We start from the raw sequence: 24,981 nt of genomic DNA on the forward strand, positions 1-24,981 counted from the left end.
CCGGAAGTCACTTGTCCGGGGTGGCGACGATGGAGCGCGTCACCACATCGACCACGATCGCCTTGCGCCGGGCCAGCCAGTCGGGGGCGGCGAAATCGTGCTGGAACATGCTGCCGAGCGTGTAGCGGTTCGACACATGGATGAAGCAGAGGCCGAGGATCGAGATATAGAGGTCCTCGGCGTCCACCTCCCGGTGGAAGATCTTCTCCTTCTGGCCGCGCGCCAGCAGGCTGCGCAACTGCTCCAGCAGCGGGCGCGTCATATGCGGGATGGTGGCCGAGCGCTGGGCGGTGCGGCCCATCATCAGGTTCTCGTTCATGATCAGCCGCACGAAATGCGGATCGGTGCTGAGGAAGTCGAAGGTCAGTTCGACAAGGGCCTTCAGCGCCTGACGGGGGTCCACATGTGCAATGTCGAGCGTCTGCTCGCGGTCGCGGATGATCTTGTAGGATGCCTCCAGCGCCGCGAGGTACAAATCGTCCTTATTGCCGAAGTAATGGTAGATCATGCCGACATTGGCGCTGGCGCCGGCGGCGATGCGCTCGATGCGACTGCCGCTGAAGCCATGTTCGGCGAATTCCGCCATCGCCACATCGAGAATGCGCTGGCGGGTGGCGGCGGCGTTGCGCTTGCCGGGCGTGCGGGCAGGCGTCGGCGCGGCATCTTCGGGCAGGGCGGAACTCATCTTCTCTCCGGCGGGCTCGGCAGGTCGGCGAAAGCCTGCGCTGCAACCTCCAGCAATGCCATGTCCCGGCCACGTCGCGCCAGGATCGACAGCCCCACCGGCACGCCATCCACCGTTCCCACCGGCACGGTGATCTGCGGCAGGCCGCCGAGCCCGGCGGGGCACAGCAGCTGCATGGCGCGCGCCCGATAGGCCGTCTCGATTTCGGCCGAGGCGGTGGCGCGCAGCGGCGGCAGGCCCGGCGTCGTCGGCAGGCAGATGAGCGCGTCACCAAGCGTCGCTTCGAGTTCCTGCGCGATGGCGTTGGCCTGCTGCCGGGCGGCCTGCGCCTCCGTTCCGCCGACCTTGGCGGCGGCGGCGAGGCGCTGGCCCACGCCCGCGCCAAAGCCGGGGCTCTCGCGCTTGATCCAGCCGCCGAGCGACTGCCAGATTTCAAAGGCTTGCACGGTGCGGAAAATGTCCAGCCAGCGGTCGAGGCCGGCCGGGCTCAGCGGCGCCTCGCTGCGGGCGGGCAGGAGGCGCGCGAGCCGCGTCACGCCCTCGTCGAGCACGGCGCGGACATTGGCGTCGCAACGCTCGAAGGCATCGGTGGCGACGACGAGTTGCGAGAAGCCGGCGCCGGACTCGGGCCCGAGCAGCACCTCGCCCACTTTCTTCAGCAGGGCGGCGTCGCGGGCGAACCAGCCAACCGTGTCGAAGCGCGGCGCGAAGGGCGCGACACCCGAGAGCGCGATGGCACCATGGGTCGGGCGCATGCCGAACAGCCCGCAATAGGCCGCCGGCACCCGCACCGAGCCACCGCAATCCGTGCCAATGGCGAAATCGACCAGCCCGGCCGCCACCGCCACCGCCGAACCGCTGGAGGAGCCGCCCGGCAGCCGGTCGCGCGCAGCGGGGTTGATCGGCATGCCGTAATGGAAATTCTCGCCGGAGATCGAATAGCACAGCTCATCGCTCAGCGTGCGGCCGTGCAGAGCGGCGCCGGCGGCGAGCAGGGCCGTCACCGCCTCCGCCGTCACGGTGGCGGGCGGGTGGGTGGCGAGCCAGGCGGGGTGGCCGAAGCCGGTGCGGCTGCCGGCGACGTCGAACACGTCCTTCATCCCGAAACTGAGCCCGGACAGCGGCCCTTGGCCGGTGGCCGGGCGGGCCACATGGTTCTCATGGCAGAACGCACCGAAGGGCTCGGCCGGGGGCTGGGCGTCGGGGGGCATTGCGGGGTGCTCAGTTGGGCTGCGGGCGATGCAGCATTGCTGCGGGCCGCGTCAGGGTGCGTCGGCCGCGCTTATAGGCGAACAGGACGGGGGCGAGCTCGGCCACCGCCTCCTCGGTCCGCGCGCAGTCGAGCACGACGAAATCGGCCGCCTTGCCGGGAGCGAGGCCATAGTCGGGAGCGTTTATCAGCCGGGCGGAGCGCTCGGTTATCATGTTGAAGCACTCGCGAATGTCGGCGGCGGCGCCGATATGGCAGATATTGGCGTTGAGGTTGGCCATGCGGGGGAGGGAGCAGTCGCCGAACGGTGTGAACGGATTGAGCACATTATTGGTCGACAGCGAGCAGTTCACCCCGTGATGCAGCAACTTATGGGTGTGGGTGACGCCGCGCGGCTGGTGGCAGTCGCAGTCGCGGCCCATGAGGAACAGGTCGGTGGAGGGCAGCACGGTCAGCGCCACCCCGGCGTCGCGCATCCGTCGCGCCGCCGCCTCGAACCGGGCCGGGCTCGCCCCCGCCAGTTTGGTGACATGGCCGATGGCGGTGCGCCCGCCCCAGCGGTAGCGATCCGCCAGCGTGCAGACATAGTCGAGGTCGAGATTGTCGGCGCTCGGGCCGAAATCGAGATGCATGTCGATATCGGCGTCGAATTCGCGGGCCAGCGCGAAGACGCGGTCGATCTGGCCGTGCGGGTCGCTGTCCGTATAGGGCGCGGCGCCGACCACGCGGGCGCCATTGTTCAGCGCCGCCACCATCAGCTCGTCGGTGCCGGGATTGTTCAGCAGCCCTTCCTGCGGGAAGACGCAGATCTCGATGTCGATCGCCCAGCGATATTCCTCGATCAGCGGCCGCACGCCCTCCAGCCCGCGCAGGCCGATGCCGGGATCGACCTCCAGCTGGGTCCGCATATGGGTGGTGCCCTGCATCAGGCATTTTTCCAGCGTGCGCCGGGCCCGCGCATAGACATCCTCCGGGGTGAAGCCGGCCTTGGCCTTCGCCACCTCGCCGATCGCTTCGGGCAGGTCGCCGCGCACCGATTGGCAGCGGTCGAGGATGCAGGATTTGTCGAGATGGATATGGGTCTCGACGAAGCCGGGCGAGACGAGCCGACCGTCCACATCCAGTTCTTCGCCCTCGGCGGCGAGGCCGGCCTCGATCACCGCGATGCGTCCGGCGTTGATACCGATATCGACGGTACGGTCGGGGGCGCCGGGAAGGCGGGCATTCCTTACGATCAGGTCCATGGACGGGCCTCCTCCGGCCGGCGGTGCGGGCGGCGTGCGGTTCAGTCGGCGCGCCGGAACGGTGCCGGGCGGCGCGCCCTCCAGCGCCCGCGCGTCGCGCCCGGGGCACACCGGGCACGCGAGCAACTCAATTAAGTGTTTACTTAGTTTGCGGCAGGTGAAGGGCGCGGTAAAGCCGATTGATTGGCCAGCCGCTGCCCATGCAACACGCTGTTGCCGAAGGGATTTCTGAAAGGACGGGACCCCTTGCGCGCCCCGCGGGCAGGGGCTGCCTAGAATCCGTTCCCCCGGAATTCGCTCCCCGTAATCCGCTCCCGCGCGGGTGGGGCCGCTAGCTCAGGCGCTCTCGCCCTTGAGCGTGCGCATCACCGCCTCGCCGGTGAGCCGGTTATGCTCTTCCAGCCGCTCGGCGAGATCGAGACGGGCGCGGGCGCGGAAGGCGACCATGATGCCCTCATGCTCGCCGAAGGATTCAAGCACGCGCTGCGGGTTCTCGTTCACGACAAAGCGCAGCCGCAGCACTCGTTTCTGCAGATTGTCATAGCTCTGCAGCAGCACGGGATTGTGCGTCGCCACCGCCAGCGCCCGGTGGAAATCCTGGTTAAGCGCCGTATAGGCCGCCGGGTCGGCAGGCCGGCCGAGCGCGGCATGGGCCCGCTCGATCCGTTCGGCGTCCTCCGGCGTTGCCCGCACCGCGGCGAGGCGGCCGATCATCTGCTCCAGCGCGCCCTTCATCTCGAACAGATGGCCGACCTCGACCGGGTCGATCGGCGCGACGATGGAGCCGCGATTGGGCCGAAGCTCGATGAAGCCCTCGGCGGCGAGCACCTTCAGCGCCTCGCGCAGCGGGGTGCGGGAAATGCCGAAGCGCAGGCACAGCTGCGCCTCGGGAATGCGCGCGCCATCGGCCAGCTCGCCATTGAGCAGCACGGCGCGCAGCTTGCTGACGATCTGCTCGTGCAGCGTGCCGGTCTCTGCCTCGTTCGGCGCCGGCGCGGCCATCGCCCTCACTCCCCGGCCAGCGCCAGGCCGGACCCGGACGGGCCGGCGAAGAGCGCGCCGAAAGGGGCGAGCGGGGCGGTGGGGACGCCCATCGCCCGCAGGCAGCCCCAGAGCGTGGTGCTTACGGAATCGAACACCGGAATGCCCAGCGCGCGCTCGACCTGCGCCCCCACGAGCGCGCCGCGCATATTGGTGCAGACAATGGCGATGGCGTCAGGCGCCGCGCCGGCGACGTCCGTGCACATCTGCCCGATGCGGTCCTCGTCGATTTCCGCAAAGGAGAAATTGTCGGACATGCCGCAATGCGACCCGGCCACCACCTCGACGCCGATCGAGGCGTAATTGGCGACGATGCGCGCCCCGACATCGCCGGTATAGGGCGTCACCAGGCCGAGCCGCTTCACGCCGCGCTCGGCCATCAGCCGGTTGAGGCTGAGGATGGCGCTGGTGGCCTGCACGCCGGTGCGGGCGTGAATTTCCGCGCAGAGGCGCTCGTCGGTGTCGAAGCCGAGCCAACTCGCCGAGGTGCCGTTCCAGGCGATGATATCGGTGCGCGCATCCGCCAGCAGTTCGGCGGCGGCGAGAATGGGCTCCTGGCGGAACTGGTCGGAGGCGCTGTCGTCGAGGGCGATGCGCGTCACCCGGAAGCGGCCGAAATGCGCCGAGACGGCGGGAAACAGCGGTTCCAGCATCCGCGCCGTGTAGGGCTCCAGCACGGTGTTGGACGAGGGCGTGAGCATGCCGATCAGATGCCGGGGGTAGGGGACGAGATTTTGCATTCAAAAATGACCCGACAAAAGCCGCGTTGATCACCGGGCGCGGCGTCCACCTGCATGTGCGCCGCGCCCCTTATCCTTCGTCTTGCCCTGAGCGCCGACGTCAGTCAATCCGGATGAGCGCTTCGAAATCAACGAAAGTGCATAGTTATCGTGCAGAGCATGGCGCGCCTGATGGCATCGCCCTGACCGCGCTTCCGGCGTGGTGCCTACTATTTGGTATTTAAGTGACCACTTAGTTGTTGCAGACTTGAATCACGATAATGAATTCAAAAAGTCCTTCCAGGAGCCGTGTCATGCGCTTGCCCCTTCTGCTGACCACCGCGCTTTCCGCTGCCTTCCTCGCCGCCGCGCCGGCGCTGTTCCCGGCCCCGGCGCTGGCGCAGGAGGGCAAGACCTTCCGCTATGCCTACCGGGTCGATCCGGCCTCGCTCGACCCGCACGCGCTGGCCGAGACTTTCACCCTGTCCTGGCTCGGGCAGGTTTATGAGCCGCTGGTCGGGCGCGGCAAGAAGCTGGAGCTGGTGCCGGCGCTGGCGACGAAATGGGAGCAGCCGGAACCGAATGTGTGGCGCTTCCATCTGCGCGAGGGCGTCAAGTTTGCCGATGGCACGCCGCTCACCGCCGACGATGTCGTCTTCTCGCTGCAGCGGGTGAAGAAGGACGGCTCCGACATGGCCTATACGGTCGCCTCGGTGACCGACGTGAAGAAGGTCGACGATCTCACCGTCGATCTCGTCATGGCCAAGCCGAACCCGATCCTGCCGGTGCAGATCACCTCCACCTACATCATGAGCAAGGCCTGGGCGGAGAAGAACGGTGCCACCGCGCCGGCGAGCGTGAAGGCGAAGGTCGAGAACTTCGCGTCCACCAACGCCAACGGCACCGGCCCGTTCATGATCGCCTCGCGTCAGGCCGGGGTGAAGACCGAGCTGGTGCCCAACCCGAACTGGTGGGGCGAGAAAAGCTCCAATGTCGCCAAGGTCGTGTTCACACCGATCCAGTCCGACGCCACCCGCGTCGCCGCCCTGCTCTCGGGCGAGGTCGACATGGTCTATCCGGTGCCGCAGCAGGACGTGGCGCGCATCGACGGCAACGATGGCACCAAGGTGATCAAGGGTTCCGAGCTTCGCACCATGATGCTCGCCATGGACCAGCACCGCGACGAGCTGCAGAACTCCGACGCCAAGGGCAAGAACCCCCTCAAGGACAAGCGTGTCCGTCAGGCGATCTACCAGGCGATCGACATGAACGCGATCCGCGACCGCATCATGGGCGGCACCTCGCACATTGCCGGCACCATGATCGCGCCTGGCATCAACGGCTACGACCCCAAGCTCGACGACCGCGCCGCGCCCTATGACCCGGAAGCGTCGAAGAAGCTGCTGGCCGAGGCGGGCTATCCCGACGGCTTCACCTTCACCATGGACTGTTCCAACGATCGCTATGTGAATGACGAGCGCATCTGCCAGGCCATTGTCGGCATGCTCGGCCGCGTCGGGCTGAAGGTGACGCTGAATGCCCAGACCCGCTCGAAGTTCTTCGAGAAGGTGCTCGCCCGCGACACCTCCTTCGCGATGATCGGTTGGCAGCCGCTGAGCTACGACGCTCATTCGACGCTGCAGGACACGATGAACACGCCGGTGGAGAAGGTCGGCACCTACAATGTCGGCAACTACTCCAACCCCAAGGTCGACGAGCTGACCCAGAAAATCGAGGTCGAGGTCGATCCGGCCAAGCGCAACGCCATGATCTTCGAGGCGATGATGCTGGACAAGGCGGACTATGGCCACATCCCGGTGCATCAGGCCGGCCTCGCCTGGGGCGTGCGCAAGGGCGTGAACGTGGTGCAGCGCTCGGATGACAGCCTGGAGCTGAAATGGGTGAGCGTCGACTGACGTTCTGAAAGGGAGGCCGCGACATGAGCTTCGTTCTCGGACGGTTCGGGCAGACCGTGCTCGTGCTGCTCGTCGCGGCCTTCGTCAGCTTCGCGCTGTTCCGCTATGTCGGCGATCCCGTCAACAACATGGTCGGCCAGAGCGCCAGCCTCGCCGATCGCGAGGCGATGCGCGCGGCGCTGGGGCTGGACGATGCCTTCATCCTCCAGTTCGCCCGCTTTGTCGGCCATGCGCTGACCGGCGATTTCGGCATGTCGTACCGCTTCGGCCAGCCCGTGGCGACGCTGATCGCCGAGCGCTTCCCGGCGACGCTGGAGCTGGCGCTGATCTCCATGCTGATCGCCACCGGCCTCGGCGTGCCGCTGGGGGTGTGGACCGCGCTCCACCGCGACCATTGGGCGGCGCAGGCGCTGATGGCGGCCTCGCTGATCGGCGTGGCGCTGCCGACCTTCCTGATCGGCATCGCTCTGATCCTGTTCTTCTCGGTCTGGCTCGGCTGGCTGCCCTCCTTCGGGCGGGGCCAGGTGGTGGAGATCGGCGGCTGGACGACCGGCCTGCTCACCACAAGCGGCCTGCGCGCGCTGGTGCTGCCCGCCGTCACGCTGGGCGTGTTCCAGCTGGCGCTGATCCTGCGGCTGGCGCGGGCGGAGATGCTGGAGGTGATGCGCGCCGACTTCATCCGCTTCGCGCGGGCGCGGGGGCTGAAGCCGCGCGCGATCCAGTATCGCCACGCGCTGCGCAATACGCTGGTGCCTGTGGTGACCATGATCGGGCTGCAGTTCGGCAATGTGTTCGCCTTCTCCATCATCGTCGAGACGGTGTTCCAGTGGCCGGGGCTGGGGCTTCTGGTGATCCAGGCGATCCAGTTCGCCGATGTGCCGCTTCTCGCCGCCTATCTCGTGCTGATCGCCCTGTGCTTCGCCGTGATCAATCTGGCGGTGGACCTCGCCTATCTCGCCATCGACCCGCGCGTGCGGTCGGGTGGCGGCGTGAGGAGGACGGCATGAGCCTCGTCGCTCTTCGTCGCAGCATGGGCCACTGGTGGCAGGGCGATCTCGCCTATCGCTTCCGCCGCTCGCCGGTGGCGATCCTCGCCGCGCTGGTCGGCCTCGCTTTGCTGGTCGCGGCGATGGGCGCGCCTGTCCTGGCGCCCTATGACGCTTTCGACCCCGCCGCCGCCAATGCCGCCGATGCCCGCCTGCCGCCCGGCGTCGAGGGAATGTTCGGCGATGTCTATCTGCTCGGCACCGACCCGCAGGGCCGCGACATGCTCTCGGCCATGCTCTACGGGCTGCGCACCTCACTGGTGGTGGGCCTCGCCAGTGTCGCCGCCGCCGCCCTTGCCGGCGTGCTGCTTGGGCTGATCGCCGGCTATTTCGGTGGGGTGCTCGACGCCTTCATCATGCGCGCGGCCGATGTGCAGCTGAGCTTTCCCGCCATCCTCATCGCCCTGCTGATCGACGGGGTGGCGCGCACCGCCATGCCGCAAGAACTCCACGCCGAGCTGGCGGTGCCGATCCTGATTGCGGCCATCGCCGCCTCGTTCTGGGTGCAATATGCCCGCACGGTGCGCGGCCTCGTGCTGGTGGAGCGCGGGCGCGACTATGTGCTGGCGGCGAAGGTGACCGGGGTGAGCACGCCGCGCATCCTCATCTCGCACATTCTGCCCAATGTGCTGGGCCCGGTGCTGGTGATCGCCACCATCAACCTCGCTTTGGCGATCCTCACTGAATCCACCCTCTCCTTCCTCGGCGTCGGCCTGCCCTCCACCCAGCCCTCGCTCGGCTCGCTGGTGCGGATCGGCAATGAGTTCGTGTTCTCCGGCGACTGGTGGATCAGCGCTTTGCCGGGGCTGCTGCTGGTGCTGCTGTCGCTGTCGGTGAACGTCTTCGGCGACTGGCTGCGCGACGCGCTCAACCCGAAGCTCGCCTCATGACGGCGCTGCTGAAGGTCGAGGGCCTCCGGGTCGAGATCGCCCGGCGCGGCCGGGCGATGACCGCGATTGACGATGTGTCGTTCGAGATCGCCGGCGGCGAAATCCTCGGCGTCGTCGGCGAATCCGGCGCCGGCAAGTCGGTCACCGGCACCGCCGTGCTCGGCCTGCTGGAGCCCCCGGCCCGGCAGGCGGCGGGGCGCATCCTGTTCGACGGGCGCCGGATCGACACGCTGGACGAGGATGCGATGCGTGCCCTGCGCGGCAAGGAGATCGCCGCCGTATTCCAGGACCCGCTGACCAGCCTCGATCCACTGATGACCATCGGCGACCAGCTGACCGAGACCATCCGCACCCATCTGGACCTGACACAGCCGGAAGCGGTGGAGCGCGCCGCGCGGCTGCTGGCGGAGGTCGGCATTCCCGCCCCGCGCGAGCGGCTGGCGAGCTACCCACACGAAATGTCCGGCGGCATGCGCCAGCGCGTGGTGCTGGCGCTCGCCTTCAGCTGCGAGCCGCGCCTCATCATCGCCGATGAGCCGACCACGGCGTTGGACGTGTCGATCCAGGCGCAGATCCTCGACCTGCTGCGCGCCATGTGCCGCGAGCGCGGCACCGCCGTGATGCTGGTGACGCATGATATGGGCGTGATCGCCGAGGTCGCCGACCGGGTGGCGGTGATGTATGCCGGCAGGCTGGTCGAGGTGGGGCCGACCGCCCGCCTGCTCGCGGAGGCGGCCCATCCCTATACGCGCGGGCTGATGGCCTCGATCCCCGACATGCACCGGCGGGATGTGGAGCTGGCGCAGATTCCCGGCTCGATGCCGCGCCCCGATGCGCCGGTGCCGGGCTGTGCCTTCCATCCGCGCTGCCCGCACGCGCTGGTGCGCTGCGCCAGCGAGCGCCCACCGACCTTCGCGGTGGGCGCCTCCGAGGTCGCCTGCTGGCTGGCCGACCCCGTGGCGAGGAGCGCGGCATGAGCGGGGGCAAGGACACGATCCTCTCGGTCGACCGGCTCACCGTGCGCTTCGATGCCTCGCCTTCCCTCATCAAGCGGCTTGTCACCGGCGCCGGCCGGCGCACCGTGCATGCGGTGGAGGAGGTGGAATTCGAGGTGACGCGCGGCTCCACCTTTGCGCTGGTGGGGGAATCGGGCTGCGGCAAGTCCACCATCGCCCGCACCATCGCCGGCATCCAGCCGCCGAGCGGCGGCAGCGTCTCCTTCATGGGCGTCGACATTGCGGGATTCCGCACCCGCCACGCGGCCATGCCCTACCGCCGCAATCTGCAGATGATCTTCCAGGATCCCTATGCGAGCCTGAATCCGCGCTGGCGGGTCGGCCGGATCATTGCCGAGCCGATCCTCACCCATGGGCTGATGACGCGCGGGGCGGCGCTCACGGCGCGGGTGGCGGAGCTTCTGGAGACGGTCGGTCTGTCGCCGGGCGACACCGCCAAGTTTCCGCACCAGTTTTCCGGCGGCCAGCGCCAGCGCATCTCCATCGCCCGGGCGCTGGCGGCGAACCCGGCCTTCATCGTCTGCGACGAGCCGACCTCGGCGCTCGATGTGTCGGTGCAGGCGCAGATCCTCAATTTGATGAAGCGCCTGCAACGCGAGCGTGGGCTGACCTATCTGCTGATCTCGCACAATCTCGCCGTCGTCGCCCACATGGCCGACGCGATGGGGGTGATGTATCTCGGCCGGCTGGTCGAGCAGGGCGATGCGGCCCAGATCCTCGCCCGCCCGCTGCACCCCTATACAAGGCTGCTGCTCGACACGGTGCCCGATCCGCGCGCGCCGAAACGCGCCCGCGCGCGACTGTCCGGCGAGGTGCCGAGCCCGCTCGCCCCGCCGACGGGCTGCGCCTTTCACCCCCGCTGCCCGCTGGCCAATGCGCGCTGCGCCCGCGAGCGGCCGCGGCCGCTCCGCGTCGAGGCGGCCCTCGTCGCCTGCCATGCCGTGGAGGAGGGACGGCTGCCGTCCTGCCCGCCCGCCAATGAAAACTGCCTCGCCACATCGGGAGACGCCGCGTGAAAACCACGATTCTCAACTGCCGCGCCCTTCTCGGCGAGGCCGCTACCCCGTCGCCGGCGCCGGTCGACATCGAGATCGACGGCCGCGTGATCACCGAAATCCGCCCCGCTGGCGCGCGCGAGCCGGCCGCTGGCGAGGTGATCGATGGGCGCGAGCTGTTGATCGCCGCCGGCCTCATCAATGGCCACCATCACAGCCATGAAGGCTTCTACAAGGGCCGCAAGGACAATTTGCCGCTCGAGCTCTGGATGAACTATGTCCGCCCGCTCAAGCCGATCGAGCTGACGCCGCGCGACGTGTATCTGCGCACCATGATCGGCGCCATCGAGGCGGTGAGGAGCGGCACCACCACGCTGTGCGACGACACCAACCAGAGCCCGCGCATCCGCCCCGACCATGTCGAGCAGGTGTTCCAGGCCTATGAGGACATCGGCATCCGCGCCAATGTCGGCATCACCTTGTTCGACAAGCCGTTCTTCCGCGCCGTGCCCTTCGTCGACGAGGAATTCCCCAAGGACCTGCTCGCCGAATTCGACGGCACCCGCATGTATAGCGGCGCCGAACTGCTCGACTTCGTGCGCGGGCTCGCGCGCGACCATCACCCCTCGACCCACCGCGTCGCCTATATGGCCGCGCCCTCGGCGCCGCAGCGCTGCACGCAGGAGTTCCTGCTCGACGTGCGCCGCATGGCGGATGATTTCGACCTGCCGCTGATGATCCATGTGCAGGAGACGCGGATGCAGGTGGTGACGGGCCATCTGTTCTACGGCTCGACCATGATCGAATATCTCCACCGCATCGGTTTCATGAAGCCGAAGACCGCCTTCATCCACGGCATCTGGCTCAACCCGCGCGAGATCGAGCTGCTGGCGAAGACGGGGGTGTCTATCCAGCACAACCCGCCGTCCAATCTGAAGGTTGGCTCCGGCCTCGCGCCGGTGCGCGAACTGCTGAAGGCCGGGGTGAATGTCAGCCTTGGCACCGATGGCTGCGGCTCGATCGAGGGCACCGACATGCAGAACGCGCTTTATCTGGCCGCGCTGCTGCAGAAGCTGCGCGGCGACCACACGGACTGGGTCGGCGCCGAGGAGGCGTTCCATGCCGCCACCATGGGCGGGGCGCGGGCGCTCGGCCGCGACAAGGAGCTGGGCGCGGTGGAGGCGGGACGTGTCGCCGATCTCGTCGGCTACCGGCTCGACCGCATCCCCTTCACCCCGCTCAACAATGCGGTGAACCAGCTGGTCTATGCGGCGAGCCGGGCGGAGGTCGATCTCGTCATGGTCGATGGCGCGGTGATCGAGCGCGACGGCCGGCTGACCCGCATCGATGAGGCGGCGATCATCGAGGAAATCCGCGAGGCGCACACACGCATCGCGCCGCAGCTTGCCGCCTCGGAAATCGATGTGGAGCGCATCTCCCCGCATTACGAGCGCATCTATCGCCGCTGCCAGTGCATGGACATCGCCGCCGACACCTATCCCGCCCGCCTCAGCCACTGAGTGACATCATGACCCGTCCCGCCGATTTCCACGCCCGCGCCATCGCGGTGCTGCACGATGCCAATGAGGCGGTCTGGCGCGAGAGCGACCCCGAGGAAGGCGTGCGCCACTTCACCAATGCCACCCGCGGGTTGCTCGGCGATCCCGACGCGGTGAACCAGCCGGGCGCGCTGAAGCCGGGCGAGACGCAGTTCGTCGTCTCCGCCTGCTTCTTCATCGCGCCGAGCCGCGACCACATGATCGTGTTCGCCGATAATTTCGGCCTCGGCCGGGCGCGCATCTCCGTCACCGACAGCCGGCCCGGCCACACGGTGCAGACAAGGCAGGCGGCGGTGGTGCCGAACACCGACATTGACCCGATCTTCCGCCAGATCATCAAGACCGGGCGGGTCGGCTGCTCGATCTATGTGCCTGTGATGTGGAAGGGGGAGGTGATCGGCATGTTCAACACCGCCTCGCAGGCCCGCTACATCTATGATGAGACCGACATGCTTGTGCAGAAGCTGTTCGCCGCCTGCGCCGCCGCCGTGTGGATGGGGCTTGGCGGCCCGCGGCGCGTCGCCGAGGTGGCGGAGAGCCTCGAACCGTGGAGCGCCTGAGGCGCCCCACGGGATCAGGCCTCAGAAGCCCAGCGCGCAGCCATCCTTGCGCGGATCGGAACCGGCCATCAGGAAGCCGCTGGCGGTGTCGCGCAGGATGATCTGCGCCCCGCCGAAGGGCTCGATGGCGGAGGTGACCTTGTGGCCGCGCGCTTCCAGCTCGGCGGGTAGGCTTTCCGGATAGGTGGGTTCGATCTCCAGCACGCCGTCATGGGCGAAGGAACGCGGCGCATCCACCGCGTTCTGCAGGTCGAGGCCGCGGTCGAGCAGGCCCGACAGCAGCGCCGCGTGGCCGGAGGCCTGGTACTGCCCGCCCATCACGCCGAACGTGCCCACGGCCTCGCCATCCCGGCGCAGCATGCCGGGAATGATGGTGTGCATCGGCCGCTTGCCGCCAGCGATGGCGTTGGGGTGGCCCTCGATCAGCCGGAACGAGGCGCCGCGCGAATGCAGCAGCACGCCGGTCGCCGGGTCGACGCGGGTCGAGCCATAGCCGTGGAACAGCGAGTTGATGAAGGACACCATGTTGCCGTCACGGTCGACCACGCTGATATAGACCGTGTCCTTGTGCTCGGGTTCGTCCCACAGCGCCGGCGGCAGGGCGCGCTTCATGTCGATCCGCGCCGCCAGACGGCGGGCGGTCTCGCGCGAGAGCAGGGTTTCCACCGGCACCGTCATCGCCGAGGGGTCGGCGAGCAGCGCGTCGCGGTTGTAATAGGCGAGCTTGCCGGCCTCGGCGTGGAGATGTACCCGGTCGGCGAGCGACATTCCCTCGCCGAGGTCGAATTCGCTGAGGATGTTGAGGATCATCAGCGCCGCCAGGCCCTGGCCATTGGGCGGGCACTCTTCCACGGTATAGCCGCGGTACTCGCTGGAGATCGGCGTGGTGTAGAAGGCACCGTTCGTCATCGCCGCGAAATCGTCCAGCGTGTGCAGGCCGCCGAGGCTGTTGAGATAGCGCACCACGGAGTGCGCGGTCTCGCCCTCATAGAAGGCGGCCGCGCCACGGGCCGCGATGTCGCGCAGGCGCTGGCCGAGCAGCGGCTGGGCGTGGCGGTCGCCGGCCACCAAGGGCTTGCCGTCCTTGAGGAAGAAGGCGGTGGCGTTCTCGTCCTGCACCAGCAGGGGGAAATCGTCGGCCCAGTCGAAGGCGACGCGCTGGGCGATCGGGTAGCCGTTCTCGGCATAGTCGATGGCGCGGGCGAACAGCCGGTCGAGCGGCAGGCTGGCATAGTCGGCGTGCAGGCGCGTCCAGGCGGAAATCGCGCCCGGCACGGTGACGGCATGCGGGCTGGTGCGGGGAATCTCGCTGGTGAGCCCCGCCGCCTTCAGCGCCTCGACGCTGGCGGCCATCGGCGCGCGGCCGCTGCCATTGAGCGCCACGGTCGGCTGGCCCTTGGGCGCGTAGAGCACGAAGCAGTCGCCGCCAATGCCGGTCATCGCCGGCTCGACCACGCATTGTGTCGCCACCGCCGCCAGCGCCGCGTCGATGGCGTTGCCGCCGGCCTGCAACACCTCCAGCCCGACCGCCGTGGAAAGCGGGTGCGAAGTGGCGATCGCCGCGTCGCGGGCGAACAGGGTCGGGCGGGCCGGGCCGAAGAAGTCGGTACGTTGGGTCGTGATCACGGGAGGCGTTCCTGCTCACCTGTTGGGCGGTCAAAGCCATACAGCTCCGCCGCATTGTCTGTCATGATTTTCGTGGCCACCGCCTCGCTGCCGCACCAGTCGCGGAACAGATCCACCAGAGCGGCGTCGTCCGGCGGGGTGCCGGGCTTGGAGGGGTGGGGCCAATTGGTGGCGAACAGGCAGCGCTCCGGGGCATGGGCGATCAGCGCGCGGGCCAGCGCTGCGACATCAGTGTAATCGGGTGCGCCGAGGCGCGAGGTCTCGTAGACGCCTGACGTTTTCACATAGGTGCGCGCATTGTCGAGAAGCCGGCGCAGGGCGCCAAAACCGGGATGATCGAGGCCGACGGGTTGCAGGAACTTGCCATTATGGTCGATCACCAGCCGGCCCGGCAGGCGGGCGAGGCGATCCGCCTCCTCGTGCAGCAGGCGCCCGTCCATCTGCATCTGTACATGCCAGCCATAGGCGGCGGTCTTGGCCGCCAGCGTCTCCAGATCGTCCCAGCCGAGCGCCCCGCCGCCGATCATGAAGAAGCGGATGCCGCGTATGCCGAGGCCGGTCAGCCTTTCGAGTTCTGCGTCGCTCACCTGGGGCGGCACCACGGCGACTCCGCGCGCCTCCGCTCCCAGCACCGCCAAGGCGTCGAGCGTCGCGCGGTTGTCGAAGCCATAGACCGAGGGCTGCACAATCACGGCGCGGGTCAGGCCGAGCGTGGCGCGCACCTTCAGATAGGCGGCGATGTCGCCGCCCGCGACCGGGGGAAACGGCGAAGCCGGGGCCGGCGGATAGAGCTCCTCCGGGCCATAGATGTGCATGTGGCAGTCGCACGCGCCCGGGGGAGGCGTGAAGACCGGCGCCCGCACCGGCAGGAGCGCGCTCATCGCGACAGCCAGTTGGGGATGCGGTGCGGGTTCCGGGCATGGATCGGCAGCCGGCCCGCCAGCATCGCCTTCACCTGCTCGACGGTCTCCATCGCCTGGAACTCCGAGGGCTCGATCATCAGCGCCGCCGAATGCGGGGTGGCGATGACATTCGGCAGGCGGGCGAGCCGCAGCGAGGGCTGCTGGTCCGGCCCGTCGCCGACATCGAGCCCGGCTCCGGCGATGGTGCCCGATGTCAGCGCCGCTTCCAGCGCGTCCTCATCCACCAGTATGCCGCGCGAGATGTTGATGAAGAAGGCGTCGCGGCGCATCTTCGTAAAGGCGCCCTCATTCATCATCCGCTCGGTTTCCGGCGTCGCATAGGCGGCACAGACGACGAAATCCGGCTGGGAGAGCACCTCGTCCAGCCCCACCGGGATCACCGCGCCATTGTCGAAGCGGGCATAGGGATCATGCACCGTGACCTTCATCTTGAAGGCCAGCGCCAGCTCGACAATGCGCCGGCCGATCGAGCCATAGCCGATGACGCCGACATGGGCGCCGGCCAGCTGCCGGCCGAACACCATGGTGTGGGAGGCGTCGCCGGCATGGTAGCGCTCGGCATCCCGCGTGATGTTGCGGGCGAGGTCGAGCATGAGGGCCAGCGCGTGCTCGGCCACCGCGTCGGCATAGCCCGAGGAGCAGTTGCAGACGAGGATGCCGGCTGCGGAGGCGGCATCGACGTCGATATTGCGCATGTCGACGGCGCAGCGGGTGAACAGCTTCACATTCTTCAGCCGCTCCATCACCGCGCGCGGGCCGGCTGCGAGGCGGTCGGAGATGACCACCTCGCAGCCCTCCGCTGCCTTTACGAGGGTGTCTCCCGACAGGGGCTCATTACTGTCGTTCATCACCAGCTCGATCGGCAGTGCCTTCAGGGCGTCGACCGCCCTGTACCCGTAGAAATGCTTGAGCAGGTCGCGGTTATGGGTGAGCAGCACGCGCATGTCGGTCATCCGTTTCCGTCGGTCATGCCGGCGACGATGTCGGCCGGCAGCTGCGCCATCACCCAGCGGTTCATCGCCAGCACCATGTCGTCGCGCCAGGAGAGCGGGCCGGGGCGGGCGAGGCAGGAGGACAGGCCCACCTGCTGCTTCTGAAGGATATCGACATCCTCCATCGCCACCGCTTCCCAGCGCTTGTAATAGGGCGCGGCGCGCTCCTCGAAATCGGGCAGCTCGGTATAGGCCCTGGGGAAGCAGCCGCCGACGGAGAGCACGGAGCGATCAACTGAAATCGGCCGCACGGCCAGCCACCACATGCAGTCCTGCGCGTAGACGAACTGCACGCTGGGCTCGATCACCGTGAAGAATGTGCCCTGTTGCGCCTGCTCCGACAGGCCCTCAATGGCCGGGAAAGGCGGCTCCTGCCCGAGCACGGCGATAGACCGTTTGGCCTGCACCTGGATGACGTGCCAATTGCCCTGGGTGGGGAAACTCACCGAGCGCTGGGCCCCTACCGTCGCGGCATGGACGATGCCGGTGTGGTAGGTCTCCATGGCGTTTTCGAGCAGCAGCTTCCAGTTGCACCTGGTCTCAATTTCCATGTGCCAGGTCTTGACCATCTCAGCCAGGCGGTGGCTGCCCACCAGCTCCGGCATGTTGCCGAGATGGGTCATCAGGCCGGGAGCGTTGTCGTCATAGTTGAGGAAGACCGAGCCTTCCCACACCTCCATGCGGATGGGGATGAGGCCGTGCGGCGGCTTCTCGAATTTCGGCACTTCGCGCATGCCCGGCGCGCCGGCCAGCGTGCCGTCGAGCCGGTAGTTCCAGGCGTGGTAGGGGCAGGTGAGGTTCTTGGCGTTGCCGCAGCCTTCCATGAGGATGGAGGCGCGGTGGCGGCAGACATTGGCGAAGGCGCGCAGCACGCCATCCTCGCCGCGCACCAGCAGCGCCGGCCCGCCGACACTGTCGAGCGCCTTGAAGTCACCCGGGTTCGCCACCTCTTCCACCCGCCCGGCGAAGAACCAGCTCTTCATGTGGATGTGGTCCACCTCGGCCTTGAACACGGCCGGGTCGGTGTAGAACCGCGTCGGCGCGCTCTTGGCGTCGCCAAGCGGCGGTTCGGACCAGACATAGGGTTCGGGAACCAGCGTTGTTTCCAGGCTCATGACGGCCTCCGTTCAGCGATGCCCGGCATTCAGGCGGTGTTCCGCCTGGCCGAGCTGGACGAGATGAAGGGCGATGACCGCGACATGGCCGGCCAGCATGGCCGACATGCCCTGCACGTCATGCGGCGGGCTGAGCGTGTTGATATCAACGCCGACCAGGTCCAACCCCTTGAGCCCGTGCAGAAGATCGAACACTTCCGCCACGGGCGGGCCGCCCCAGGTAGGGGTGGCGACGCCGGGCGCGGCGGAAGGGTCGAAATAATCCATGTCGAAGGACAGGTGAACGGGGCGCGTGCCGACCACCTCGCGCACCTCGGCGGCGATCGCCTCGGGCCCGCGCCGGCGGACCTCCTCGCCGGGGATCAGCCGGTAGCCGAGCGCCCGCGTGTGGTCATAGGCCCCGCCGACCAGCATCGTCCCGCGCGCGCCGATGTGGAAGGAGCGCTTGGTGTCGACCAGCCCCTCCTGCGCCGCCAGGGTGAACGTGGTGCCGGTGTTGAGTTCCTCGCCGGGATAGGCGTCGGTATGAGCGTCGATATGGATCAGCACCAGTTCGGGATAACGCTTTGCCAGGGCACGCAAAACGGGGAGCGTCACCGTGCCGTCGCCACCGACGCAGAGCGGCACGGCATCGGCCTGCACCACGTCTGAGATCGCGGCTTCCATCGCCGCCATGGAGGGGCCGAGATCGGAGGCGACCACGTCGACATCGCCGAGATCGACCACCCGTCCGCCGGCGCGGGGGTCGACATCGGCCAGCGGGGGATAGAACGGGCGCACCTCGCTCGACATGGCGCGGAACGAGGCCGGTCCCTGGCGCGAGCCGATGCGGGTGGCGTTGGTGCCGCAATCGAAGGGCAGGCCGATGACGGCGATCTGCCCGGCAGTGGCCGAGGCGGCCTGAGGCACGCCGAGAAAGGTTCCGAGCCGCATCCGGGGCGCAGCGCCAAGGTGTTCCGTCATGAATCGGCTCCTAGATAGAAAGACTTCACGCGCTCCGGGTCGATATTCGCGCCGCTATCCTCATGGACGATACGGCCCAGGCGCATGATGTAGACGTGGTCGGACAGGCGCATCGCCTCGACGGCGTTCTGCTCGACGAGAAGAACCGTCATGCCCTGCTTGCGGATTTCCAGCACCGTGTCGAGGATCAGGTCGATCATCTGCGGGGCGAGGCCCATGGTGGGCTCGTCCATGATGAGCAAGGACGGGCGCGACATCAGCCCGCGCGCGATCGCCAGCATCTGCTGCTCGCCGCCCGACAGGGTGCCGGCCAGCTGGGCCACGCGCTCGCCAAGCCTGGGGAACAGCGCCACCATCCGCTCAAGATCGCTTGCGATATCAACGGCATCGCCGCGCGAATAGGCGCCGAGCACCAGGTTCTCGCGCACGCTCATGCCGGCGAAAACGCGGCGGCGCTCCGGCACATGGGCGATGCCGCGCGCCACACGCAGCTCCGGCGCCAGGGTGGTGATGTCCTCGCCGGCGAAGCGGATCCGGCCCGCCGCCAGCGGCAGCAGGCCGGACATCGCCATCAGCGTCGTGGTCTTGCCCGCGCCGTTGGAGCCGACCAAGGAGACGATCCGGCCGGGTTCCACGGTGAGGTCGATGCCGTCCACGGCGCGGATGCGGCCATAGGAAACGGCGAGACCTGCAACCTGAAGTAGGGGCTCCGCCGGGTGGAGTGTCAGTGCAGTGGGATGGACGATCGGTGCAGTGTGGCTCATCTCGATCACCTCGCCCGGCCGAGATAGGCGGCCTGCACCGCCGGGTCGGCCAGCACATCCTCCGGCGGGCCGTCCGCCAGCTTGCGGCCGTATTCCAGCACCGTGAGGTGATCGCACAGCCGGCGCACCACCTGCATGTCGTGCTCGATCAGCAGCACGGCGATGCCCTGCGCCCGCACCTGCCGGACGAGGTCGGCGATCTCGCTTTTCTCCACCGCGTTCATGCCGGCGAGCGGCTCGTCGAGCAGCAGCAGCTTCGGCGCGGAGATCAGGGCGCGGGCGATCTCGACCCGGCGCTGGTGGCCATAGGAGAGGGTGGTGGCGACGCGGTCGGCCACATCAGCCCCCAGCCCGACGAACTCCAGCAGCTCATAGGCACGCGCGATCATCGCCGCTTCCGCCGCGCGGGCGGAACGCCGGGCGAAGACGAGCGACAGCGCATTGGCGGAAAAGCGCTGATGGGCGCCGACCAGCACGCTCTCCAGCACCGTCATGGCGCCGAACAGCCGGATGTTCTGGAAGGTGCGGGCAAGGCCGCGCCGGGCGAAGCCGTTGACGCCGAGCCCGCCGATCTCCGCGCCATCGAAGACGAGTTCGCCTTCGGTGGGGCGTATGAAGCCGGTCAGCACGTTGAGAACGGTGGTCTTGCCGGCGCCATTGGGGCCGATCAGCCCGTGGATGGCGTCGCGGGCGACGGCCATGTCGAGGCCGCCGACCGCCTCCAGACCGCCGAAGCGCACGGTGATGGCGCGGGCTTCCAGGAGCGGCGCGGGGGAAGGCGCGCCGGTCAGCGGTTTCATGCCGCCTCCTTCGCGTTAGCGGGCCGCGCGCCGGGCATGGTGAGGGCGACGCGGGCGCTGGCGGCCAGCCCCTGCGGGCGGAACACCATCAGCACGATCAGCACCACGCCGAGCAGGGCGAAGCGGGTTTCGGGATAGGCCTGCACGAAGGGCAGGTCGAGCGCCAGCTGCAGGAACACGATCCAGATCAGCGCGCCGATGAACGGCCCGACAAAAGTGCCGAGCCCGCCGAGCACCACCAGCATCAAGAGCAGGATGTTCTCGAACAGCGAGAAGTTCAGCGGGCTGATATATTGCTGGGAGTGGGCATAGAACACGCCGACGAAGCCGCCGACAAAGCCGCTGGCGGCATAGGCATAGAGCTTGTAGCGGGCGGTGGGCACGCCCATCGCCTCCGCCGCTTCCTCATCCTCGCGGATCGCCACCCAGGCGCGCCCGACATAGGAGCGCACCAGCCGGGCGATGGCGAACACGACAAGCACGGCCAGCGCCAGGGCGAAGAAGAACTGCGCGCGCGGCGAACCGAGCGCGATGCCGAACAGGTTCGGCGCCGGAATGCCGCGAATGCCCATCGGCCCGTTGGTCAGGTCCATCCAGTTGATGGCGACCACGCGGACGATCTCGCCGAAGCCCAGCGTCATGATGGCGAGATAATCGCCGCGCAGCCGCAGGGTCGGCGTGCCGAGCAGCACGGCGAAGCCGGCGGCGAGCAGGCCGGCCAGCGGCAGATTGAGATAGAGCAGCCACCAGATATCGGCCGGGGCGACGCCGAACTGGTCTTTGAGCACCAGCACGAACAGGATCGAGGTGAGGTAGGAGCCCACCGCCCAGAAGGCGACGAAGCCGAGATCCAGCAGGCCGGCAAAGCCGACGATGACGTTCAGCCCGCTCGCCAGCATGCCGTAGATCACCACCATGGTGAGGATGCGCAGCCAATAGTCCGACGGCACCACCAGCCCGACCAGGATGGCGAGCGCGAGCAGGGCGAGTGCCGCGCGCGGGCCGGCGGCGGCGGCGCGGGTCAGCCCTCCGTCGACCTTGGCGAAGGCGGCGCGCAGCCAGGCGGCGCCAAACTCCGAGGCGCCGCCGAGCAGGCTGCCGCGCCCGGCGGCATTCAGCTCCGGCTTACCCAGCAATCCCTGCGGCCGCAGATACAGCAGCCCGACCAGCAGCACGAAGCTGATCGCGTCCTTCCAGGCGGTGCCGTTGGGCAGATAGCCGGATCCCAGCGCCTCGACGAGGCCGAGGATCAGCCCGCCCAGCGCCGCGCCGGGAATGGAGCCGATGCCGCCCAGCACGGCGGCGGTGAGCGCCTTCAGCCCGGGCAGAAAGCCCATGCTGGAATGGGCGAAGCCATAGGTCTGGGCATAGAGCAGCCCGGCCAGCGCGGCAAAGCCCGAGCCGATGGCGAAGGCGGCGGCCACCACCCGGTTGACCGGGATGCCGACCAGCGTCGCCGCCATCTGGTCTTCCGCGCTCGCCCGCATCGCCCGGCCGAGCGAGGAGCGGGCGATAAAGGCGGAAAGCCCGAGCATGGCGGCGAGCGCGGTCGCCATCACCACCAGGTCCATCACCGAGAGATAGATCGAATCGAACAGCACCACCGGCGGCAGGGTGGCGAGGTGGAATTCCGGGAAGCGTAGCTCCTCGGCGCCCCACACCGTCTGGGCGAGGCTCTGCAGCACTACGGAGACGGCGATGGAGGTGATGAGCGGGGCAAGGCGCGGGGCGTTGCGCAGCGGGCGATAGGCGATGCGGTCCACCAGCACGCCGAGCGCGGCGGTGAGCGCGATGGCTCCCGCCGCCGCCACGGGCAGCGAGAACCCCGGCATCGGCACGATGGTGCCGAGCAGGCGCACCTCGGGCAGCATCAGCGACGCGGTGAGGAAGGCGCCGAGCATGAACAGTTCGCCGAAGGCGAAGTTCACCAGGCGCACCACGCCGTACACCAGGGTGAAGGCCACGGCGGCGAGGGCGTAGATCGCCCCGAGCACCAGTCCGTTCGCCAGCAGCTGTCCGAGATAGTCCATTGCCTGCCTGCGTTGCCTTCCGGGTCATGCCGGTCCGGCGAAAGCCGGGCCGGCGACGTGCTTCGCGTTTACCTTCTCCCCGCGGGGGAGAGGGAGACGGACGGCTTCAGGGCTGCTTGGGGGCGAGGCCGAACTTGCCGTCCTTCACCTCAAGGAAATACAGCGCGCCGGCGCGGTCGCCCGAGGCGTCGAAGGTGGTGGGGCCGGTGACGCCGGGCACGTCCTTGAGCTTGCCGAAGGCGGTGTTCAGGCTCTCGCGGGTGACCGGGCCGTCCTTGGCGGCGAGATCGACCGCCGCGCCGAGCGCCATGCCGGCGTCATAGCCCAGCGCCGCCCAGGCGCTCGGGTCTTCCTTGAAGGTCGCCTTGTAGGCGGTGAGGAAGCTCTCCGTCGCCGGGGTGGCCACCGCCGGATCGAACATGCCGTAGACGATCATGCCTTCCGCCGCGCTGCGGCCGAGCTTCATCAGTTCGACATTGAGCGCGCCATCGGTGGAGAGCAGCTGCGCCTTGATGCCGAGCGCGCGCGCCTGCTCGGCGATCTTCGCCGCTTCGGTGTAGAAGCCGCCGATGAAGATGGCGTCCGGCTTGGCGGCGCGCACCTTGGTCAGAAGGGTGCGGAAATCCTTGGAGCCGAGCAGGTAGGATTCGGTGCCGAGGATCTTGGCGCCGTCCTTCTCGGCCGCGGCGGAGAACGCCTTGGCGACGCCGATGCCGTAATCATCCTGCTGGTTCAGCACATAGATCGACTTCAGCCCCAGCGTCTTGGCGGCATAGTCGCCCATCATCGCGCCCTGCACCGCGTCGGTGAGCACGTTGCGGCGGAAATAGGGGCTGACATTGGACAGCGCCGGGCTGGTGACGGCGGAGGCCAGAACCGGGAGCTTGCACTCGTTGAACACCGGGATGGCGGCGAGCGCGATGGAGGAGAAGGAATAGCCCATCACCACGTCGACATTCTTGTCGGAGCAGAAACGCTGGGCGATCAGCACGCCCTCGCGGGCCTCGCCGCGATCATCCACCGCGTCAATCTTGTAGGTGTTGCCGCCCTTCTTGTTCAACGCCTCCACCGCGAGGTCGAGGCCCTTGCGCATGTTGAGGCCGAAGGCGGCGAAGTCGCCGGATAGCGCGGCGGTGAAGCCGATGGTGATCTCCTCCGCCCGCGCGAGGCCCGGGGAGGCGAGAAGGCCGATGCCGAGCACGGCAGCGGCAAGGCGATGGGTCGTCATGCGAGTTCTCCTCTGGAAGAGACGGGGCGTGCTGCACGCTGCGGAAGGTTCCGGCCTTCTGGCCGTGTGGTTGGTTGGGTCGGCGTCGGGATCAGTGGAGTTCCACCGTCACCCAGGTTTCAAAGCAATAATCGTCGGCCAGCGACATCACGCCGATGGAGGCGCGGCCGCCAACGCCGATTTCGGGGCCGAACACCTGCTCGAACAGGTCGGAAAGCCCGCTCGCCACCAAATGCGGCTGGGTGAAAGAGGGGTCGCAGGCGATGAAGTTGAGCGAGCGCACCAGCCCCTTCACCCGGTCGAGATCGCCGACCGCGTCCTTGATGCAGCCCAGGCAGTTCAGCGCGGTGAGCCGCGCCGCCTCATAGCCCTGTTCGACGGTGAGATCGCGCCCGAGCCGGCCGGGAAACAGCACCTTGCCCTCCGCATCGACGCCGGCCGTCTGGCCGGAGAGGAACAACAGCTTGTCGCTGAGATAATGCGGCTTCATCTTGCCGTAGAGCGTGCCGTAATAGTCCGCCCCGCCGCCCGCGCTGGGCAGGACGAGGCCAAGTTCCGCCACGCGCCGCGTCGCCGAGTGGGTCATGCTGGCTCCCTCAAGCAGGCCATTCTCACCCGCTGATCTCCGTTCTATTTGGCGCCAAGGTCAAACGGGAAATAGCGGGGAATCCATAAAGCAAAGTTATGGCCTGCGCTCCGCCGGGGCCCCTTTGCCTCAGGATTGAGCGGGCGGGTGGGGGCCTGCCGCCGCTTTCAGCGCGGCGCGGCGAGATCAGGCGCCACAGCGCGGCGGAAGCGCTCCATGAAGGCGACCGAGATGCGCGAGGGTGGGCGGGTGCTGGGGCGGAACATGCCGAAGCGGTAGGGCACGAGCGGGCGGAAGGGGATCGCCACCAGCCCCATCGCTTGGAAGAAGCGGGCGGTGGCGGGATCGACCAGCGTCACCGCGCCGAGCTGCTGCACCAGCACGCAGGCGGTGCCGAAGAACTCCACCTCCGCCACCACATTCCAGTGGGCGTGCGCCTCGAAGAAGGCCTCGGCGGCGGCGATATGGGTGATGTGCTCGGGAAACAGCGTGACGAAGGGCTGGGAATCGAGCTGCTCCGGCCCGACGCAGCGCTCCTGCGCCAGAGGGTGGTCGCCCCGCATCACGCACATGCACGCCACCTCGAACAGCTCCAGCGAGGCGACATGGATGTCGATCGGCAGTTCCGCGAAGCCGACATCGAAGGCGCCGATCGTGCCGAGGTCGCGCACCGCATAGGAGGAGCGGGTGATGAAGCGGGCGGTGGCGCCCGCATTCTCCCTCAGCACATCGGCGATGATCGGCGGCAGCAGATAGGTGGCGAGGCCCGGCGGGCTGGCGATCTGCAGCGTCGCCGAGGACAGGCCCTTGAGGTTGCGGGAGATGGCCAGCGTGCGGTCCATCGCGTCGAGCGTGCGGACAATGGCGGCGAAGAAGGTCTCGGCCTCCGGCGTCGCCTCCAGCCTGCCATGGGCGCGGTGGAACAGCTTCAGCCCGATCTCGTCCTCCAGCCGGGCGATGAGGTTGCTGATCGCCGGCTGCGACTTGCCCAGCAGCACGGCGGCGGCGCTCATCGAGCCGTTCTCATAGACGGCGCGGAAGGCTTCGAGATGGCGGGTATCCATCGCTCACCT

The 24,981-nt window shown here is 68.2% G+C and carries 23 protein-coding genes; 7 read left to right on the forward strand and 16 right to left on the reverse strand.

Annotated features, from left to right (window positions below; translation table 11 throughout):
- Positions 1-7: 7 nt before the first annotated feature.
- The 5 genes from A3M1_RS0110150 to A3M1_RS0110170 all read right to left on the reverse strand — a co-directional run bounded on the left by A3M1_RS0110150 (position 8) and on the right by A3M1_RS0110170 (position 4,920).
- On the reverse strand, positions 8-685 hold the full coding sequence (locus A3M1_RS0110150) for a TetR family transcriptional regulator (RefSeq protein WP_018388856.1): 678 nt from the start codon (positions 683-685) through the stop codon (positions 8-10).
- A complete protein-coding gene (locus A3M1_RS0110155; RefSeq protein WP_018388857.1) occupies positions 682-1,896 on the reverse strand; it encodes an amidase in 1,215 nt (404 codons plus the stop codon). Before A3M1_RS0110155 ends, A3M1_RS0110150 begins: the two co-directional genes overlap by 4 nt.
- A gap of 10 nt (positions 1,897-1,906) precedes the next feature.
- A complete protein-coding gene (locus A3M1_RS0110160; protein WP_018388858.1) occupies positions 1,907-3,139 on the reverse strand; it encodes an amidohydrolase family protein in 1,233 nt (410 codons plus the stop codon).
- Positions 3,140-3,475: 336 nt separating this feature from the next.
- Positions 3,476-4,141 (reverse strand): GntR family transcriptional regulator, encoded by a 666-nt coding sequence (locus A3M1_RS0110165; RefSeq protein ID WP_018388859.1) that lies wholly within the window; start codon positions 4,139-4,141, stop codon positions 3,476-3,478.
- Between the two features lie 5 nt (positions 4,142-4,146).
- Positions 4,147-4,920, reverse strand: coding sequence for an aspartate/glutamate racemase family protein (locus A3M1_RS0110170; RefSeq protein ID WP_018388860.1), 774 nt, complete (start codon positions 4,918-4,920; stop codon positions 4,147-4,149).
- A gap of 293 nt (positions 4,921-5,213) precedes the next feature.
- Between A3M1_RS0110170 and A3M1_RS0110175 the strand changes: the two genes are divergently transcribed.
- From A3M1_RS0110175 to A3M1_RS0110205, 7 genes are read left to right on the forward strand one after another with little or no spacing between them, the layout of a single operon-like run.
- Positions 5,214-6,815, forward strand: coding sequence for an ABC transporter substrate-binding protein (locus A3M1_RS0110175; RefSeq protein WP_018388861.1), 1,602 nt, complete (start codon positions 5,214-5,216; stop codon positions 6,813-6,815).
- Positions 6,816-6,838: 23 nt separating this feature from the next.
- Positions 6,839-7,822, forward strand: a complete 984-nt coding sequence (locus A3M1_RS0110180; RefSeq protein ID WP_018388862.1) for an ABC transporter permease — start codon at positions 6,839-6,841, stop codon at positions 7,820-7,822.
- Between the two features lie 23 nt (positions 7,823-7,845).
- Complete coding sequence (locus A3M1_RS0110185) at positions 7,846-8,751, forward strand: ABC transporter permease subunit (protein ID WP_018388863.1); 906 nt, start codon at positions 7,846-7,848, stop codon at positions 8,749-8,751.
- The gene (locus A3M1_RS0110190) at positions 8,748-9,728 is read left to right on the forward strand and encodes an ABC transporter ATP-binding protein (RefSeq protein WP_018388864.1); all 981 of its coding nucleotides are present in this window, start codon (positions 8,748-8,750) and stop codon (positions 9,726-9,728) included. The genes A3M1_RS0110185 and A3M1_RS0110190 overlap by 4 nt, the downstream gene beginning before the upstream one ends.
- Positions 9,725-10,783 carry an ABC transporter ATP-binding protein gene (locus A3M1_RS0110195; RefSeq protein WP_018388865.1) on the forward strand — a complete coding sequence of 353 codons (1,059 nt, stop codon included), beginning with the start codon at positions 9,725-9,727 and terminating at the stop codon, positions 10,781-10,783. The genes A3M1_RS0110190 and A3M1_RS0110195 overlap by 4 nt, the downstream gene beginning before the upstream one ends.
- Positions 10,780-12,282 (forward strand): amidohydrolase family protein, encoded by a 1,503-nt coding sequence (locus A3M1_RS0110200; protein WP_018388866.1) that lies wholly within the window; start codon positions 10,780-10,782, stop codon positions 12,280-12,282. Before A3M1_RS0110195 ends, A3M1_RS0110200 begins: the two co-directional genes overlap by 4 nt.
- Before the next feature lie 8 nt (positions 12,283-12,290).
- Positions 12,291-12,881, forward strand: a complete 591-nt coding sequence (locus tag A3M1_RS0110205; RefSeq protein ID WP_018388867.1) for a GAF domain-containing protein — start codon at positions 12,291-12,293, stop codon at positions 12,879-12,881.
- 21 nt (positions 12,882-12,902) lie between these two features.
- Here A3M1_RS0110205 and A3M1_RS0110210 read toward each other — a convergent pair whose 3' ends face one another.
- The 11 genes from A3M1_RS0110210 to A3M1_RS0110260 form a co-directional block, all read right to left on the reverse strand.
- Positions 12,903-14,507, reverse strand: a complete 1,605-nt coding sequence (locus A3M1_RS0110210) for a gamma-glutamyltransferase family protein (protein ID WP_018388868.1) — start codon at positions 14,505-14,507, stop codon at positions 12,903-12,905.
- Complete coding sequence (locus tag A3M1_RS0110215; RefSeq protein WP_018388869.1) at positions 14,504-15,388, reverse strand: amidohydrolase family protein; 885 nt, start codon at positions 15,386-15,388, stop codon at positions 14,504-14,506. Before A3M1_RS0110215 ends, A3M1_RS0110210 begins: the two co-directional genes overlap by 4 nt.
- Complete coding sequence (locus A3M1_RS0110220; RefSeq protein ID WP_018388870.1) at positions 15,385-16,383, reverse strand: D-isomer specific 2-hydroxyacid dehydrogenase family protein; 999 nt, start codon at positions 16,381-16,383, stop codon at positions 15,385-15,387. Before A3M1_RS0110220 ends, A3M1_RS0110215 begins: the two co-directional genes overlap by 4 nt.
- Entirely contained in the window at positions 16,380-17,537 is a 1,158-nt protein-coding gene (locus tag A3M1_RS0110225; protein WP_018388871.1) for an aromatic ring-hydroxylating dioxygenase subunit alpha, read from the reverse strand. The genes A3M1_RS0110220 and A3M1_RS0110225 overlap by 4 nt, the downstream gene beginning before the upstream one ends.
- Positions 17,538-17,549: 12 nt before the next feature.
- A complete protein-coding gene (locus A3M1_RS0110230) occupies positions 17,550-18,500 on the reverse strand; it encodes an arginase family protein (RefSeq protein ID WP_245261630.1) in 951 nt (316 codons plus the stop codon).
- On the reverse strand, positions 18,497-19,264 hold the full coding sequence (locus A3M1_RS0110235) for an ABC transporter ATP-binding protein (RefSeq protein WP_051087042.1): 768 nt from the start codon (positions 19,262-19,264) through the stop codon (positions 18,497-18,499). The genes A3M1_RS0110230 and A3M1_RS0110235 overlap by 4 nt, the downstream gene beginning before the upstream one ends.
- Positions 19,265-19,269: 5 nt before the next feature.
- Positions 19,270-20,064: an ABC transporter ATP-binding protein gene (locus tag A3M1_RS0110240; RefSeq protein ID WP_018388874.1), complete on the reverse strand. Its 795-nt coding sequence runs from the start codon at positions 20,062-20,064 to the stop codon at positions 19,270-19,272.
- Positions 20,061-22,094 (reverse strand): hypothetical protein, encoded by a 2,034-nt coding sequence (locus A3M1_RS0110245; protein WP_018388875.1) that lies wholly within the window; start codon positions 22,092-22,094, stop codon positions 20,061-20,063. The genes A3M1_RS0110240 and A3M1_RS0110245 overlap by 4 nt, the downstream gene beginning before the upstream one ends.
- A 106-nt stretch (positions 22,095-22,200) precedes the next feature.
- Positions 22,201-23,322: an ABC transporter substrate-binding protein gene (locus tag A3M1_RS0110250; RefSeq protein ID WP_018388876.1), complete on the reverse strand. Its 1,122-nt coding sequence runs from the start codon at positions 23,320-23,322 to the stop codon at positions 22,201-22,203.
- Positions 23,323-23,413: 91 nt separating this feature from the next.
- Positions 23,414-23,908 carry a RidA family protein gene (locus A3M1_RS0110255; protein ID WP_018388877.1) on the reverse strand — a complete coding sequence of 165 codons (495 nt, stop codon included), beginning with the start codon at positions 23,906-23,908 and terminating at the stop codon, positions 23,414-23,416.
- 167 nt (positions 23,909-24,075) lie between these two features.
- A complete protein-coding gene (locus A3M1_RS0110260; RefSeq protein WP_018388878.1) occupies positions 24,076-24,972 on the reverse strand; it encodes a LysR family transcriptional regulator in 897 nt (298 codons plus the stop codon).
- Between the last annotated feature and the right edge of the window lie 9 nt (positions 24,973-24,981).

Source organism: Ancylobacter sp. FA202 (assembly GCF_000380205.1).
Taxonomy (GTDB): Bacteria; Pseudomonadota; Alphaproteobacteria; order Rhizobiales; family Xanthobacteraceae; genus Ancylobacter.

What these genes read in the sequence shown, in the direction of transcription:
- A3M1_RS0110150 (WP_018388856.1), bottom strand. Translation starts at nt 685, where the DNA reads ATGAGTTCCGCCCTGCCCGAAGATGCCGCGCCGACGCCTGCCCGCACG.
- A3M1_RS0110155 (WP_018388857.1), bottom strand. Translation starts at nt 1,896, where the DNA reads ATGCCCCCCGACGCCCAGCCCCCGGCCGAGCCCTTCGGTGCGTTCTGC.
- A3M1_RS0110160 (WP_018388858.1), bottom strand. Translation starts at nt 3,139, where the DNA reads ATGGACCTGATCGTAAGGAATGCCCGCCTTCCCGGCGCCCCCGACCGT.
- A3M1_RS0110165 (WP_018388859.1), bottom strand. Translation starts at nt 4,141, where the DNA reads ATGGCCGCGCCGGCGCCGAACGAGGCAGAGACCGGCACGCTGCACGAG.
- A3M1_RS0110170 (WP_018388860.1), bottom strand. Translation starts at nt 4,920, where the DNA reads ATGCAAAATCTCGTCCCCTACCCCCGGCATCTGATCGGCATGCTCACG.
- A3M1_RS0110175 (WP_018388861.1), top strand. Translation starts at nt 5,214, where the DNA reads ATGCGCTTGCCCCTTCTGCTGACCACCGCGCTTTCCGCTGCCTTCCTC.
- A3M1_RS0110180 (WP_018388862.1), top strand. Translation starts at nt 6,839, where the DNA reads ATGAGCTTCGTTCTCGGACGGTTCGGGCAGACCGTGCTCGTGCTGCTC.
- A3M1_RS0110185 (WP_018388863.1), top strand. Translation starts at nt 7,846, where the DNA reads ATGGGCCACTGGTGGCAGGGCGATCTCGCCTATCGCTTCCGCCGCTCG.
- A3M1_RS0110190 (WP_018388864.1), top strand. Translation starts at nt 8,748, where the DNA reads ATGACGGCGCTGCTGAAGGTCGAGGGCCTCCGGGTCGAGATCGCCCGG.
- A3M1_RS0110195 (WP_018388865.1), top strand. Translation starts at nt 9,725, where the DNA reads ATGAGCGGGGGCAAGGACACGATCCTCTCGGTCGACCGGCTCACCGTG.
- A3M1_RS0110205 (WP_018388867.1), top strand. Translation starts at nt 12,291, where the DNA reads ATGACCCGTCCCGCCGATTTCCACGCCCGCGCCATCGCGGTGCTGCAC.
- A3M1_RS0110215 (WP_018388869.1), bottom strand. Translation starts at nt 15,388, where the DNA reads ATGAGCGCGCTCCTGCCGGTGCGGGCGCCGGTCTTCACGCCTCCCCCG.
- A3M1_RS0110220 (WP_018388870.1), bottom strand. Translation starts at nt 16,383, where the DNA reads ATGACCGACATGCGCGTGCTGCTCACCCATAACCGCGACCTGCTCAAG.
- A3M1_RS0110225 (WP_018388871.1), bottom strand. Translation starts at nt 17,537, where the DNA reads ATGAGCCTGGAAACAACGCTGGTTCCCGAACCCTATGTCTGGTCCGAA.
- A3M1_RS0110230 (WP_245261630.1), bottom strand. Translation starts at nt 18,500, where the DNA reads ATGACGGAACACCTTGGCGCTGCGCCCCGGATGCGGCTCGGAACCTTT.
- A3M1_RS0110235 (WP_051087042.1), bottom strand. Translation starts at nt 19,264, where the DNA reads ATGAGCCACACTGCACCGATCGTCCATCCCACTGCACTGACACTCCAC.
- A3M1_RS0110240 (WP_018388874.1), bottom strand. Translation starts at nt 20,064, where the DNA reads ATGAAACCGCTGACCGGCGCGCCTTCCCCCGCGCCGCTCCTGGAAGCC.
- A3M1_RS0110245 (WP_018388875.1), bottom strand. Translation starts at nt 22,094, where the DNA reads ATGGACTATCTCGGACAGCTGCTGGCGAACGGACTGGTGCTCGGGGCG.
- A3M1_RS0110250 (WP_018388876.1), bottom strand. Translation starts at nt 23,322, where the DNA reads ATGACGACCCATCGCCTTGCCGCTGCCGTGCTCGGCATCGGCCTTCTC.
- A3M1_RS0110255 (WP_018388877.1), bottom strand. Translation starts at nt 23,908, where the DNA reads ATGACCCACTCGGCGACGCGGCGCGTGGCGGAACTTGGCCTCGTCCTG.
- A3M1_RS0110260 (WP_018388878.1), bottom strand. Translation starts at nt 24,972, where the DNA reads ATGGATACCCGCCATCTCGAAGCCTTCCGCGCCGTCTATGAGAACGGC.